Raw genomic sequence first — 13,650 nt, forward strand, 5'->3', positions numbered from 1 at the left:
AGATGGGTTCTCTGACGCATATAAGGCTCTTGCGGATGCCTGGGAAAAATCTGAAAAAGAATTTAGTCCCTAAAAAGTGTCAGCGAATTTGAAATACAAAAAAACAGGCACTTAAAAATTCATCCTAAGTGCCTGTTTTTACTGGAGCCACCCATCGGATTTGAACCGACGACCTACTGATTACGAATCAGTTGCTCTACCAGCTGAGCTAGGGTGGCGAAACTCTATGAGGTCCATGTATTTAGCCTAAATCGGGCGGGATGTCAATCTCTTTCGGGGTGGGGGCAGGGCTCGGGCGGTCAGGCTTTTCTGCGGATCTGAACAGCCGTCCAAGGGACCCGAAGATTTTTTTGATTATTGTCCATATCCGCGGAAGCAGCCAGATCATGAGTAAAATGAACAGGATAAGCAGGCCGATGAACAGCAACGGGTGATTCAGGGCGACCCAGAGGCCGGCAACGACCACAAGATCCTCGCTCAGAGAAGCGCCCCAGTTGCTCAGCGGTTCCGGTGAGGTGTTGATCAACACCCTGGTTCCGGCCTTGGTCACGTGAGTGGCGGCGGCGAGGCCGCCGCCGACGATCGCCGCCGCCAGGGCAAGCGGCGGATGCACCTCGCCAACGGCGCCCGCAGCCAGCAGGGCGCCGGCAGGTATGCGAATGAAGGTGTGCAGGCCGTCCCAGCCGGTATCCACCCCCGGAACCTTGTCGGCGAAAAACTCCACGGCATACATCAGGCCTGCCGCTCCGATGACCATCGGCTCGGTCAGAATCATGAGGTTTTCCGGAAGAACCATGCCGCCCGTTGCGCCGAGCAGGCCAAGCACCAGGATTGTGGCGTACAGGTTGATTCCGCTGGCCCAGGCTACTCCCATGGTCAGAGCGATGATGCTGGCAATTTCATGCAGTTGTTCCATGGTGTCTCCTTGTCGTTTTCTTATCCCGGGAAGGGTTTTCTTGCTACATATACCTTGGTAACCGACGTTTTCACAAGGGCTGCGGTTTACAAGGACAACGGTTTTGCCGTTTTGAACTCTTGGGCTCCCCGGATCCGGAGGTGTTCTCCCTCGATGACAGGGATTCTGTTTAAAGGGCAACGTGGTGCTGTCCCCGCTTCAGGCTCTGGCTCGCTTCCGGCTTTTGTTGAGGAGTCGGAGCAGCAGTTTTCTGGCTTCGTCGGTCAGCAATACGCTGGAGGCTACCGCTGTGCTCAGCAGCCAGTCGGCAGCGCTCAAGGAGGCCGTGCCGAATACCGCCTGTGCCAATGGCCAGTGGACCACCACCACCTGCAGCAGCAGCACGCCGCTCAGGGCAAGCCAGAGCTTGCGGTTATGCAGGAAGTTGGCGTTGAAGGTGGTTTCGTGTTCCGCACGGGCGTTGAAGACGTTGAAAAACTGGAACAGCACAAAGGTAGTGAAAGCCATGGTCAACGACGCGGTGCCGGTATCTCCCCGCTTCAGACTGTAGGTGAAAATCGCAAGGGTGCCGGCCATCATAATGCAGCCGTAGACAACCAGGCGCAGCAGACGTTCTGTCGGGAGGATCTGGGTTCCCGGCGTGCGAGGCGCTTCTTTCATCAATCCTGCCCTGGCGGGTTCGACACCCAGTGTCATGGCGGGCGGCCCATCCATGATAATGTTGATCCAGAGCAACTGGATAGCGGTAAAAGGTACCGGCAGACCCGCCAGGGTAGCGCCAAGGACGGTGAGAATTGCGGCAATGTTGGTGGACAGCTGGAAACGCACGAATTTGAGAATATTGTCGTAAATCAGGCGGCCTTCTTCCACGGCATGCACAATAGTAGCGAAATTGTCGTCCGTAAGGACCAGCGTTGCCGCTTCCTTGGCCACGGCCGTGCCGGTGATGCCCATGGCGATGCCGATGTCGGCGGTCTTGAGCGCCGGCGCGTCGTTGACGCCGTCGCCGGTCATGGCGGTTACGTGACCGATGGCTTTCAGGGCTTTGACGATTTTTACCTTGTGCTGCGGCGCGACTCGCGCAAAAACCGTGATGCCGGGTATGGCCCGGCACAGTTCCGCTTCGGTCATGCGCTCCACTTCGGCGCCGGTGGTCACCTCGCCATCGAGGCCGAGCTCCAGTGCGATGGCGGCTGCCGTTGCCTTGTGGTCGCCGGTGATCATCTTGACCTGCACGCCTGCTTCGCGGCAGCGGGCGATGGCTTGTGCCGCCTCCGGGCGCGGCGGATCCATCAGCCCCACCAACCCCAGGAATGTCCAGCCTCCGGCCCATTGCCACAGGTCAGCCGCGGGATCGAAGGTGTTTGCGGGGATCTCGCGCCGGGCCATGGCGATAACACGCAGCGCCTGTCCGGCCAGGGTTTCATTCTCGGCACGGATCACGGCGCGCGTTGCTTCATCCACCGGCATCGGAACATGGTCACCCAACCAGTGATCAACATGATCCAGAAGCACGTCGGGCGCCCCCTTGATGTACATGTCCACGATGTCGCCCCGATGGTGGAAGGTGGCCATGAACTTGTGCTCCGAATCAAAGGGTATTTCGGCGATACGGGGGCGGCGTTGCTGTTCGATCAGGGGATCGATGCCGCCTTTTTCGGCGAGCACGTAGAGCGCACCCTCCGTGGGGTCGCCGATTAGCTGGCCATCGTTTACCCGCGATTCGTTGCACAGGGCGGCAGCCAGCAGCAGGGGTGTCAAGGGACGTTCGTCACAGCCCGATATGTCGCCTTGCGGTTCGTAGCCCTGGCCGGTTACGGTAAAGTGATGCCCGGCGCACCAGCCGGCGCGAGCCGTCATCTGGTTGAGGGTAAGGGTCCCGGTTTTGTCGGTGCAGATCACCGTCGTGGAACCCAGGGTTTCCACGGCGGCCAGTTTTTTCAGAATGGCCTGCTTGCGCCCCATGCGCCACATGCCGACCGCCAGGGTGACCGTCACCACCGCGGGCAACCCCTCGGGTATGGCCGCAACGGCAAGGGCTACCGAGGTCATGGCGGCATCGGTCCAACCGGCTCCGCGTAGAACGGTGAGGGTGAAAATCACCGGCACCACGATGCCGGCGATGGCGGCCAGGCGTTTACCCAGAACGTCGAGCTGCCGCTGCAACGGCGTCGGGGAATCCGGGGTCAGGGCAATGGTTTCGGCCAGCCCGCCCATGGCGGTCTGCATGCCCGTGCCGGTTACCAGCATTTTTGCCCGGCCGCGCGTCACAACGGTGTTCATGAATAACATGTTGTTGCGGTCACCGAGGGGCAGATCCTGTTGCCGCAAAGCCGCGCTCGATTTGCCAACGGCCTGGGATTCCCCTGTCAATGCCGATTCCTGAATTTCCAGGCTGTGTGCTTCGAGGAGGCGGCCGTCAGCCGGTACCCGCTCGCCCGCTTCCAGCAGGACGATATCGCCGGGGACCAGGCCAGCCGCCTCCACCTCCTGCATCCGGCCGTCGCGCCGCACCCGGGCACGCAGGGCCAGCATGCCTTTCAGGGCCGCCAGGGTCTGTTCGGCCCGATGCTCCTGGTAAAAGCCGAGCAGCGCGTTGAGCACCACGACGACCAGGATCACGACGGCATCCTTGGCCGCCCCGATGCCCAGCGACAGCACGGCGGCAACCAGCAGGACGATGACCATCAGGCTCTTGAACTGGTCGAGAAATTTCAACCAGAGCGGGCGTGGAGTCTCCTCCCGCAAGCGATTTTCGCCAAACCGGGCCAGCCGCTCGCCGGCCTCCTGCGCGCTCAGGCCGCTGTCGGCATCGGCGCCAAGGGCGGACAGGGCTTCGGCCGCCGAGAGGACATGCCAATGCTGCATTTCTGTGTTGTTGTCCATGGGCACCTTTCCCGTTGATCTGTTGCTTGAGGCACGCTATCTGTGATTTCGGTCTGTCATTCAGACCCATGATATCATGTCAGAAGATCCGTCGATCATCAAAATTGACGGGGCAAATGCAGCAGATCCGCCGGATGCCCATGGTTTCAAGGAACCGCAGGGTAATTTTTTTGTCATCCGGGAAATGGCCCCTTTCCCATATGAAAGCCACGCTGTATCCATCCGGAGTTTCAGGATGGACACCCCTTTGTTGACGTCGCCCGGGGACGGTTTTTTTGAGCGACCCTTGAAAAGGCGGTGTCGGGCAGACCCATCGCCTGTTTCAAGGCAGCTTTCGGAGCGATCTTCTCGGGGGCTCTTCCTGCCGGGGATTTTTTTGTGCATTCTATCCATATTTCCTGCAATATCTTCTGTTATCAGTCATTACCGTCAGGCTGTTTCGCAGGGGGCGGGTTTTTATCGATGATTCGAAGGATGTCGCAATAGATGAGGTTCTGCAAGGTGAAGAAAAAACTGGGTTCATGCATGTTGGCGATATTTGCCGGTTCGGGCCTTGCGGCATGTGTTGCGGTCGGCCCCGATTATCAAACGCCGTCGGTGGATGTGCCTTCGGCCTGGAGTCGCTCCGACCCGGGCGCCAACGCGGAGCGCACTGTCTCCGCCCCGACGGATATGGCGCGCTGGTGGCGCGAGTTGAACGATCCGGTGCTTGAGGCACTGGTGGCCGATGCGCTGGCGGCCAACCTCGATTTGGCCACGGCCCGGGCGCAGCTGCGTGAGGCGCGGGCGCGGCGGGCTCTGGCCGGGGCGCAGCTCGGACCGTCGGTGGATGTGTCCGCTTCGGCTTCCCGCAGCCAGTCCAGTGAGGAAACCGGCGGAGGCAATAGCCGTGAACTGTACAGCGCCGGTTTCGATGCGGGCTGGGAGGCCGATGTGTTCGGCGGTCTGCGTCGCGGGGTCGAGGCTGCCGAGGCGGATGTCGAAGCCAGCGTCGAGAGCCTGCGCGATACGCAGGTATCGCTGGTGGCCGAGGTGGTGCTGAATTACGTGGATCTGCGCACCGCGGAACGTCGCCTGGCGGTCACTGAGGCCAATATCGCGGCGCTGGAGGAGATTCGGCAGCTTGCCCAGTGGCGCCTGCAGGCCGGTCTGGTCTCACAGTTGGATGTTGCCCAGGCGCGCACCGAAGTCGAGAGCGCAGGTGCCGGGTTGCCCGCCCTGCGTACCGCCATGGTAGAGGCCCGCAACCGGTTGGCGGTATTGCTTGGGAGCGCTCCGGGCGCATTGATGAATCGCCTGGCAGCCACCGGGGTCATCCCCCTGGCGGAGCGCTCGGCGGCGCTTGGCATCCCGGCCGATATGCTGCGTCGGCGCCCCGATGTGCGGGCGGCTGAACGCCGCCTGGCGGCACAAACCGCGAGGCTGGGCGAGGCCCAGTCAGAACGCTATCCACGCTTTAATCTTTCCGGGTCCATCGGGCTGGAGGCTTTTGCCCTGTCAGCGCTTGGCAACAGCGGTGCATCTGTCTATTCACTGCTCGCTTCCATCACCGCGCCGATTTTCGATTCGGGCCGCATTAAAGCCAACATCGCGACGCAGGACGCTCTGCTCGAACAGGCTCTTCTGGGGTACAAATCCGCGGTGTTGACCGCCCTTGAAGATGTGGAAAACGCGCTGGCTGCGCTGGCGGATGCGGACGAGCGGCGGCAGCGGCTGGAGCAGGCGGCGGAGTCCGCGCGTGAAACCCTGCAACTGGCCGAGCAGCGTTACGCCGGTGGATTGACGGATTTTCTCACCGTGCTTGACAGCCGACGTACCCTGCTCAATCTTGAAAACGATCTTGCTTCCAGCTCTGGCCAGCTGAGCGGCGCCCAGATCCAGCTCTACAAGGCTCTTGGCGGTGGCTGGTCGCCTAACTCCCAACCCGAAGACACCAGGAACGCGTCATGAACGATACCTCCCCCCCCAATGACAACACGTCCGAAATCGCATTCGAAACGCTTCTTTCCGCTGAAAAGCGCGGCGGCAGGCGCCGCTGGCGCTGGGCCCTGGTCATGTTGCCGGTTCTGTTGCTGGTAGCCGGTTATTTTCTGCTGCGGGGCAGCGGTGACAGCGGAGAGCCGCGCTATCTGGTTGAAAAGGTGGCCCGCGACACCCTGATTGTGACGGTAACGGCTACAGGAAATCTCGAGCCGACCAACAAGGTGGAAGTCGGCAGCGAAATGTCCGGCACTATCGACGCAGTGTACGTCGATGACGATGATCGGGTCAGCAAAGGCCAGGTGTTGGCGGTACTCGATCTTTCGAAGTTCGAGGATGCCGTCGCCAAATCAAGAGCAACGGTGCAGGCCGCCGAAGCAAGTCTGCAGCAGGCTGGCGCCACGGTCGAGGAAACGCGCCTCAAACTCCAGCGATACCGGAAGGTCAGGGATTTATCCAATGGCAAGGTGCCGTCCAGCACCGAGATGGAAACCGCCGAGGCCGAATATTCCCGCGCCCAGGCCAATCTGGCGAGTGCCCGGGCGAGCATCGCCGAGGCCAAGGCCGCATTGCGCAGCGATGAAACGAATCTCGATAAGGCGCATATCCGCTCGCCCATCGACGGCGTGGTGCTGGAGCGGGCGGTCGATCCGGGGCAGGCGGTGGCGGCTTCACTGCAGGCGGTGACGCTGTTCACCCTGGCCGAGGATCTTTCCCAGATGGAACTGGAGGTGGATGTGGATGAAGCGGATGTCGGTCAGGTGAAAGCGGGGCTCAAGGCCCGCTTCACCGTCGATGCCTGGCCGGGCAGAACCTTTGAGGCGACGATTACCCGGGTCGGGTTCAACGCGGCCGACGACGATGGGGTTATTTCTTATCCCGCGGTACTGCAGGTTGACAATAATGATCTTATTCTGCGCCCGGGCATGACCGCTACAGCCGTGATCACTACCGTCACGCGCAAGGATGCCCTGCTGGTGCCGAATGCCGCGCTGCGCTTCAGTCCCTCGGAAGCCGCGCCGGCCAAATCGTCGGGCCGGGGGCTGGTCGGGTCACTGATACCGCGTCCGCCCCGTCCGACACAAAAATCCCAAGGGTCGGCAGGCACGCAAAACGGCTTGCAGCGTGTCTGGGTGTTGCGTGACGGGCAGGCTGTGTCGGTACAGGTGAAAGCTGGCGCCACCAATGGCCGCTACACCGAGATTTTGGGCGATGAATTACAAGAAGGTGTGGAAGTGATTACCGAAATGCTGAGTTCAAAATCATGAACGCATCGTCACCTCTGATCCGGCTTGTCGGGATCACCAAGACTTACGGTAGTGGCCAGGCAGCGTTCCAGGCGCTTAAAGGTATCGATCTGAGGATCAATGCCGGCGAGTTCGTGGCGGTCATGGGTCCCAGCGGCTCTGGCAAGTCCACCACCATGAATATCCTCGGTTGCCTCGATACGCCCAGCGGCGGCAGTTACCAGTTCCAGGGGGTGGCTGTCGAGGCCCTGTCGCGCAACCAGCGTGCCTTGCTGCGGCGGCATTTTCTCGGTTTCATTTTTCAGGGGTTCAATCTGCTGTCCCGCACCACCGCTCTCGAGAATGTGGAATTGCCGCTCATCTATCGCGGCGAGCCGATCGCGGCGCGGCATGCCGCGGCGCGGGCTGCTCTGGAACAGGTGGGACTCAAGGGATGGGAACATCACACGTCGGCCGAACTGTCCGGAGGCCAGCAGCAGCGCGTCGCCATCGCCCGCGCCATGGTTACCCGTCCCAGGGTGTTGCTGGCTGACGAGCCCACCGGTAACCTCGACACCTGCACCAGCCGGGAAATCATGGAGCTGATAGGGCGTTTCAATCGCGAACAGGGCATCACCGTGTTGATGGTTACCCACGAACCGGACATGGCGGCTTACGCGCGGCGGGTCATCAGCTTTGTCGATGGCCAGGTAGAATCGGATCGTTCCAGCGGGGAGGTGGCCTGATGCTGTGGAATACGCTGCTGCTTGCTCTGCGGGCGATTCGGCGCAACCTGATGCGCTCTTTTCTGACCATCCTTGGCATCGTCATTGGTGTGGCCGCCGTCATTACCATGGTGACCCTCGGCAATGGTGCCACCAAGTCGGTAGCCGATCAGATTTCCAGCATGGGGAGCAACCTGCTGATGGTGATGCCGGGCCAGCGTTTCGGCCCCGGTTCGGCGGATGCGCCCAAATTCAAGAGTGCCGATGTCGAAGCCATTCGCAACCAGATCAGTGGTGCCAGTCTGGTGGCGCCAGTGGTCAACGCATCGGCGACCGCCGTATACCAGGCTCAAAACTGGTCGACCTCCATTGCCGGCAGCAACGATGATTATTTCGACGCGGGCAGCTGGGAGTTGGCATCCGGGAGGATTTTCAGCGAAGCCGAGCAGCGGTCGGGCAAAGCGGTGTGCGTCATTGGCGAAACGGTGCGTGAAAAGCTGTTCGGCCGACAGAATCCGCTGGGTGCCGAGATTCGCATCAAGCAATTTTCCTGCGAAATCGTCGGTTTGCTCAAGGCCAAGGGGCAATCGGCCATGGGATCGGATCAGGACGACACCGTGGTGATGCCCCTGCGTACCGTACAGCGCCGGCTGGCCGGCAGCCAGGACATCAATCGACTGATGATTTCGGTGCGCGATGGCGCCTCGATCGACAAGGTCAAGGAGCAGCTGGCCCTGCTGATGCGGGAGCGGCGCAATATTTCCGAAACCGAAGACGACGACTTCCGGGTCATGGACACGCGGCAGATCGCGGAAACCCTGACCGGCACCACCAAAATACTCACCATGCTGCTGGGCGCTGTGGCGGCGGTAAGTTTGCTGGTTGGCGGCATCGGCATCATGAATATCATGCTGGTGTCGGTGACCGAGCGCACCCGGGAGATTGGCATCCGTCTTGCCATCGGCGCGCTGGAGAGAGAGGTGTTGCTGCAGTTTCTGATCGAGGCGGTGGTGCTGTCGAGCCTCGGCGGTCTGGTCGGGATCGTGCTGGCCACCGTGGCCTCCATGCTTCTGGCCGGGCTGATGGGAATTCCCTATCTCTTCAATCCGGGCATCAACCTGCTGGCTTTTGTGTTTTCTGCGGCCATCGGCGTGATTTTCGGCTATTTTCCCGCCCGGCGCGCCGCGGCCCTCAATCCTATCGACGCTTTGCGCCATGAGTGAGAGGGGGGTGATTCGCTGATAATACGGGGTTGACGGAATTTAACAGGTTTGGAGTGGACATTCGTATTGCCGCGAAGGCATAATGCCGTTCTGCTTGGACAGGCATTCCTTCAAGATTCTTTCAACTGGTCCGGTACGTTTTGAATACACTCCATCAATTTCGTTTTTGCCTGCTTTTGGCCGCCCGGGATCTGGCCGCCGTGTTTTGTTCACTTTCCGGTTCGAGGCGATCGGCGCGGCGGCGGGGGGATGCTTTATCTATTCCCGAGGATTTTTTCGGCATCAACATTGCGACCTCCGAAGATGAACGCTGCGATGATTACGTGATCGCCCGCTTGCGGGAGCTCGATATCCGCAATGTCCGATTGGCTTTTTCCTATTGCAGTTTGAACGGCCCGGCGCAGAGGATGCTTGACAGACTTCTGTCCGCCGAGTTCACGGTCAGCCTGGTGCTGCTTCCTCCACGAGAGGACGCCGCGCGTATGTTGACCGATAACCAGAGCCGGGAGCGCTGGCGGCATTTTGTTCGCGGGGTTTTTGGCCGCTATGCCGGAAAAGTCGCGGATTTTGAGATCGGCAGCACGCCCAACCGCCGTCGGTGGTCCGGCTTCAGGCCCAGCGGCTACCTGCGGGCCTGGCAGATTGCCTGCGAAGAGGCCGCGCCCCGCGCTGTGACCCTGGCCGGTCCCAATGTGCAGGATTTCGAGCCTTTTTATAATGCCGTCATTCTCAACGCCATGCGGCGCATGGGCCACGTGCCGCGGATCCATACCAACAACCTGTTTGTGGAGCGGGTTATCGAACCGGAAGCACGCGATCATCGTGTGCTGGGGCGTTGGGCGACCTATCTGCTCGGGTTCGATCTGGTAAAAAAAGCCCGCCTGCTGCAAGGCCTGGGAAAAAGAGCCGGGTGCCTGAAGACCGTTGCGACCTGTCAATTCTGGTCCACCAGGCGCCTGATGCGCTGGTCCGTGTTTCCCCAGGAAAAGAAGGTCGACTATCTGATCCGCTACCTGCTGCTGGCCGCCAGCAGTGGTGCTCTGGACCGGGTTTTCTGGGGGCCGATGATCTGTGGCCGGGACGGGCTGATCGACGATCGGGCCTGCGGCTATCCCAAGGTCGACCAATCAACCTTTTACCGGTCGGTGCGCGGCGCGGTCGACGCATTGGTCGTTATGCCTGCGTTTCACGCGCTAGGTCATGTCGCGCGCCGGCTGCGCGGCGCCCGTTGCGACCTGGTGTCGGGTCACAGCCGGGGGGCGAGGCTTTTTGCCTTCACCGGTTCCGACGGACGGCTCTTTCACGTTGGCTGGTGCCGCGACGGCCAGGCGTTGCGGCTGTCGGATCTTTATGGTGCGGATCAACTGCAGGGTGCCGTTTTCTCGGATTTTCGCGGCAATCCCGTCGCTTTTCCCACGGTTATCAACGAGCGGCCCCTGTTCATCGATTTTCCGGGGCTGCGTGAGCAATTTCTGCCGGAGCATCTGTCTGTCATGAACACTTGCGATTCGAAAATCATATATCCCCATCTTCCCGACCTGCAGGGCATGCCCTGGCGAAACCAGGCGTGGCGCGGCGCTTTTATTCGCAGCCGTCATTGCCCGTCCGGAGATCTCGGGGATCTTCTGGCCCCGGAAAATCTGACCTGCCTTCCCGAGCGCGAAGTGCTGCGCGACCGGCGCAACCGCTTGTGGAATATCGCACATCCGCAGGATCCGGCAAAGCAGCTCACCGTGAAGTTCAACCGCCCCCGGGGCATCAAGCGACTGGCCTATCTTTTCAAGCCCAGCAAGGGCGTGCGGCACTGGAATACGGCAGCGCACATGCTCAGGCACGGCATCGGTACCCCGACGCCCATCGCTTTTTACGAGCGTCATCGCTTCAGCGGCATCCGGGACAGTTATTATATCTGCGAGTATATTCCAGACGCTTTTTCCTCCCGTCACGTTTGCCGGGCCTTCAGCCAGGGGGAGTCCGGCTACCGTGGCTACGATAAGCAGCAGTGGTTCGATATGCTGAGCGGCTTCATATTCCAAATGCACCAGGCCGGCATCCTGCATCGGGATCTTTCCGTCGGCAACCTGATGCTTACCCAGAAGGCCGACGGCCGCATAACACCCTACCTGATCGACATCGGCCGCGCCCGGGTGCTGAAGGAGGTCAACGACAGGCATCGCGTGCTGGATCTGATGCGGATCTGTTACAAGCTGGATTGGCCGGATCGTGAACTCTTTATCCAGACATACTGCAGGCGCCTCGGGCATCCGCTGCCCGCGTGGTGGCGATGGGCGGTGCGGTACTACGAATTCAAGCAGGGCGGCAAAAAATCCGCCAAGGGCATGTTTCGCAAGCAACGCTGAAACGCCAGCCGCTTTGTTGATCCACCCGTTGGCCGTCCCTGTGGCAGGGACGGCCATTGTCCACTCTGGATTAAAGCGGGCCCTGCACAATGGGCGAGGCATTGCGGTCAAAAGGGTTTTTTCGCAAGGACAGTGAAAAAAGGTAGGGGTAAGCCGCTTCAAGGTGCTGCATATAGTTGAGCCACTGCCGGCTCAGTTGCCCGTAGACGCGCCCTGCATCGCCACACAGGTGGGTGCTGTCGGAAGCCGGCAACCCATCGAAGGTTTCCCGGGCTTCAAGCTCCTCGGTCAGATGAAACACCGCCCAGAGAACATCCGTAAAGGCTCCATGTTCCAGAAGATTCGGGTTTTCCAGCAGTCTCAGCAGAAAATCGCGCTTCGGCCCCAGGAATTCTTTCAGTTTTGTCAATTCAGCCTTTTTCTGATCAATCTGATAGCTGTGCTTCCTGAGATATCCGCACAACTTTCTGTAGCCTTCACTGGCGGTGTCCTGCCGCGTATCAAGGGCTGCTTCGATATTTTCGGACTGAGCGTCCCATCCTGAAATCAGGCGTAACAGGCCGATTCCCACCTCGCTGAAAAAAGCCCCGATCACCATGTTCAGTTTTTCAAGGCGCTCCTTTTTCTCCCGCTCCTGCAGTACGCGGTGAATGATGAGGGTAACCAGCAAAACTTCCACAAATACAAACGCTATGTCCTCCACCAGGAAAATAAGAATATGGTGAAGATCCTTGAAGATCAGGTAATGCAGGATATAGACGAGAATGGACAACAGCAGCAACGTGGCACCGAGCAGCACCTGCCAATTGAACGATTTCATAAAGAACCATCCCGGATCTGAAAGTTGGATTTCGATGGGGCCCTCGCGCAAGAGGCGGTCCCCATAAAAAGGCCGGGGTTTCGGTGCGCTCAGGCAACCTGGCCCCGGCCATAAACGACAGGTCTTCCATCTTTTTGGAGAGTGCCCTTGCCGTGCGATGACGCTTATTCGGGGATCTCCTCCAGCGGAATGCCCATGGCTTCGGCGACGCCCCGGCCATAGGCCGGATCGGCTTTCATGCAGTTGCCGATGTGGCGGATCTTGATTTCGCGCGGGGCGTCCCCCATGGCGCGGGCGGTGTTGCCGAACAGGGCCTGCTGCTGTTCGGGGCTCATCAGCCGGAACAGGTCGCCCGGTTGGCTGTAGTAATCGTCATTATCTTCCCGGTGGTTCCAGTGCGCCGCCGCCCCCGAGAGTTCCAGCGGCGGTTCGGCGTATTCGGGCTGTTCCTGCCATTCGCCGTAGCCGTTGGGCTCATAGCCGAGCGTACTGCCGTAGTTGCCATCGACGCGCATCTGACCGTCGCGATGGTAGCTGTGGAACGGGCAGCGGGGGCGGTTGACCGGGATCAGGTGGTGGTTGACGCCGAGCCGGTAGCGTTGTGCATCCCCATAGGAAAACAGTCGCCCTTGCAGCATCTTGTCCGGCGAATAGCCGATGCCCGGTACGATGTTGGCCGGGTTGAACGCCGCCTGTTCGACTTCGGCGAAGTAGTTGTCCGGGTTGCGGTTGAGTTCGAATTCACCGACATCCATTACCGGGTAGTCGCCGTGGGGCCAGACCTTGGTCAGGTCGAAGGGGTTGAAGGGACAGGTGCGCGCCTGCTCGTCGGTCATGATCTGGATCTGCATCTTCCAGCCCGGAAAATCGCCTTTCTCGATGCTTTCGTAAAGATCGCGCTGATTGCTTTCCCGGTCCTTGCCGATCACTGCTTCGGCCTCGCAGTCGGTCAGGCACTTGATGCCCTGCCGGGTCTTGAAATGGAACTTGACCCAGAAACGCTCGTTCTTGGCGTTTATAAGGCTGTAGGTATGGCTGCCGTAGCCGTTCATGTGCCGGTAGGAGCAGGGGATTCCGCGGTCGCTCATGGTGATGGTCACCTGGTGCAAGGCTTCGGGAAGCAGGGTCCAGAAATCCCAGTTGTTTTTGGCGCTGCGCAGGTTGGTGCGGGGATCGCGCTTGACCACATGGTTGAGGTCGGGGAATTTCAGCGGATCCTTGAGGAAAAACACCGGCGTGTTGTTGCCGACCAAGTCCCAGTTGCCTTCTTCAGTGTAGTACTTCATGGCAAAGCCACGGATATCCCGCTCGGCGTCGGCCGCACCGCGCTCGCCTGCGACGGTGGAGAAACGCACGAACATCTCGGTTTTCTTGCCGACCTCGGAGAAAATTTTCGCTTTGGTGTAGCGGGTGATGTCATGCGTTACGGTAAAAACGCCGTAAGCCCCCGACCCTTTGGCATGCATGCGGCGTTCGGGGATCACCTCGCGGTCGAAATTGGCCATTTTTTCCAG

The 13,650-nt window shown here is 60.1% G+C and carries 9 protein-coding genes and 1 tRNA gene; 5 read left to right on the forward strand and 5 right to left on the reverse strand.

Translation table 11 applies throughout. The features are described 5' to 3' along the window. Nucleotides 1-142: 142 nt before the first annotated feature. The 3 genes from AB7E65_RS08060 to AB7E65_RS08070 form a co-directional block, all read right to left on the reverse strand. A tRNA-Thr gene (locus AB7E65_RS08060) sits at nucleotides 143-218 on the reverse strand. Between the two features lie 23 nt (nucleotides 219-241). After that, complete coding sequence (locus AB7E65_RS08065) at nucleotides 242-916, reverse strand: DUF4126 domain-containing protein (protein WP_072285882.1); 675 nt, start codon at nucleotides 914-916, stop codon at nucleotides 242-244. A gap of 198 nt (nucleotides 917-1,114) precedes the next feature. Next, nucleotides 1,115-3,802 carry a cation-translocating P-type ATPase gene (locus tag AB7E65_RS08070; RefSeq protein WP_428745619.1) on the reverse strand — a complete coding sequence of 896 codons (2,688 nt, stop codon included), beginning with the start codon at nucleotides 3,800-3,802 and terminating at the stop codon, nucleotides 1,115-1,117. A 486-nt stretch (nucleotides 3,803-4,288) separates the two neighbouring features. On the opposite strand from AB7E65_RS08070, the gene AB7E65_RS08075 reads away from it, so the two are divergent. From AB7E65_RS08075 to AB7E65_RS08095, 5 genes are all read left to right on the forward strand, one after another. Further along, the gene (locus tag AB7E65_RS08075; protein ID WP_072285880.1) at nucleotides 4,289-5,752 is read left to right on the forward strand and encodes an efflux transporter outer membrane subunit; all 1,464 of its coding nucleotides are present in this window, start codon (nucleotides 4,289-4,291) and stop codon (nucleotides 5,750-5,752) included. Beyond that, a complete protein-coding gene (locus AB7E65_RS08080) occupies nucleotides 5,749-7,050 on the forward strand; it encodes an efflux RND transporter periplasmic adaptor subunit (RefSeq protein WP_428745620.1) in 1,302 nt (433 codons plus the stop codon). Before AB7E65_RS08075 ends, AB7E65_RS08080 begins: the two co-directional genes overlap by 4 nt. Then, nucleotides 7,047-7,754, forward strand: a complete 708-nt coding sequence (locus AB7E65_RS08085; protein ID WP_428745621.1) for an ABC transporter ATP-binding protein — start codon at nucleotides 7,047-7,049, stop codon at nucleotides 7,752-7,754. Before AB7E65_RS08080 ends, AB7E65_RS08085 begins: the two co-directional genes overlap by 4 nt. Beyond that, entirely contained in the window at nucleotides 7,754-8,956 is a 1,203-nt protein-coding gene (locus tag AB7E65_RS08090) for an ABC transporter permease (RefSeq protein ID WP_072285877.1), read from the forward strand. Before AB7E65_RS08085 ends, AB7E65_RS08090 begins: the two co-directional genes overlap by 1 nt. 200 nt (nucleotides 8,957-9,156) lie before the next feature. Then, nucleotides 9,157-11,316, forward strand: coding sequence for a lipopolysaccharide kinase InaA family protein (locus AB7E65_RS08095; protein ID WP_428745622.1), 2,160 nt, complete (start codon nucleotides 9,157-9,159; stop codon nucleotides 11,314-11,316). Nucleotides 11,317-11,386: 70 nt separating this feature from the next. On the opposite strand, the gene AB7E65_RS08100 is transcribed toward AB7E65_RS08095, so the two are convergent. Both AB7E65_RS08100 and AB7E65_RS08105 read right to left on the reverse strand, forming a co-directional pair. Next, nucleotides 11,387-12,136, reverse strand: a complete 750-nt coding sequence (locus AB7E65_RS08100) for a hypothetical protein (RefSeq protein WP_320360883.1) — start codon at nucleotides 12,134-12,136, stop codon at nucleotides 11,387-11,389. Nucleotides 12,137-12,300: 164 nt separating this feature from the next. Then, nucleotides 12,301-13,650, reverse strand: a 1,350-nt coding sequence (locus AB7E65_RS08105) for a catalase (RefSeq protein ID WP_428745623.1), incomplete at its 5' end; no start/stop codon positions are given.

Origin of the sequence: Syntrophotalea sp., assembly GCF_050253115.1 — a bacterium.
Taxonomy (GTDB): Bacteria; Desulfobacterota; Desulfuromonadia; order Desulfuromonadales; family Syntrophotaleaceae; genus Syntrophotalea; species Syntrophotalea acetylenica.

Bases quoted from the DNA above. Each gene is read 5' to 3' on its own strand.
- AB7E65_RS08085 (WP_428745621.1), top strand. From the start codon at position 7,047: ATGAACGCATCGTCACCTCTGATCCGGCTTGTCGGGATCACCAAGACT.
- AB7E65_RS08100 (WP_320360883.1), bottom strand. From the start codon at position 12,136: ATGAAATCGTTCAATTGGCAGGTGCTGCTCGGTGCCACGTTGCTGCTG.
- AB7E65_RS08080 (WP_428745620.1), top strand. From the start codon at position 5,749: ATGAACGATACCTCCCCCCCCAATGACAACACGTCCGAAATCGCATTC.
- AB7E65_RS08075 (WP_072285880.1), top strand. From the start codon at position 4,289: ATGAGGTTCTGCAAGGTGAAGAAAAAACTGGGTTCATGCATGTTGGCG.
- AB7E65_RS08090 (WP_072285877.1), top strand. From the start codon at position 7,754: ATGCTGTGGAATACGCTGCTGCTTGCTCTGCGGGCGATTCGGCGCAAC.
- AB7E65_RS08070 (WP_428745619.1), bottom strand. From the start codon at position 3,802: ATGGACAACAACACAGAAATGCAGCATTGGCATGTCCTCTCGGCGGCC.
- AB7E65_RS08065 (WP_072285882.1), bottom strand. From the start codon at position 916: ATGGAACAACTGCATGAAATTGCCAGCATCATCGCTCTGACCATGGGA.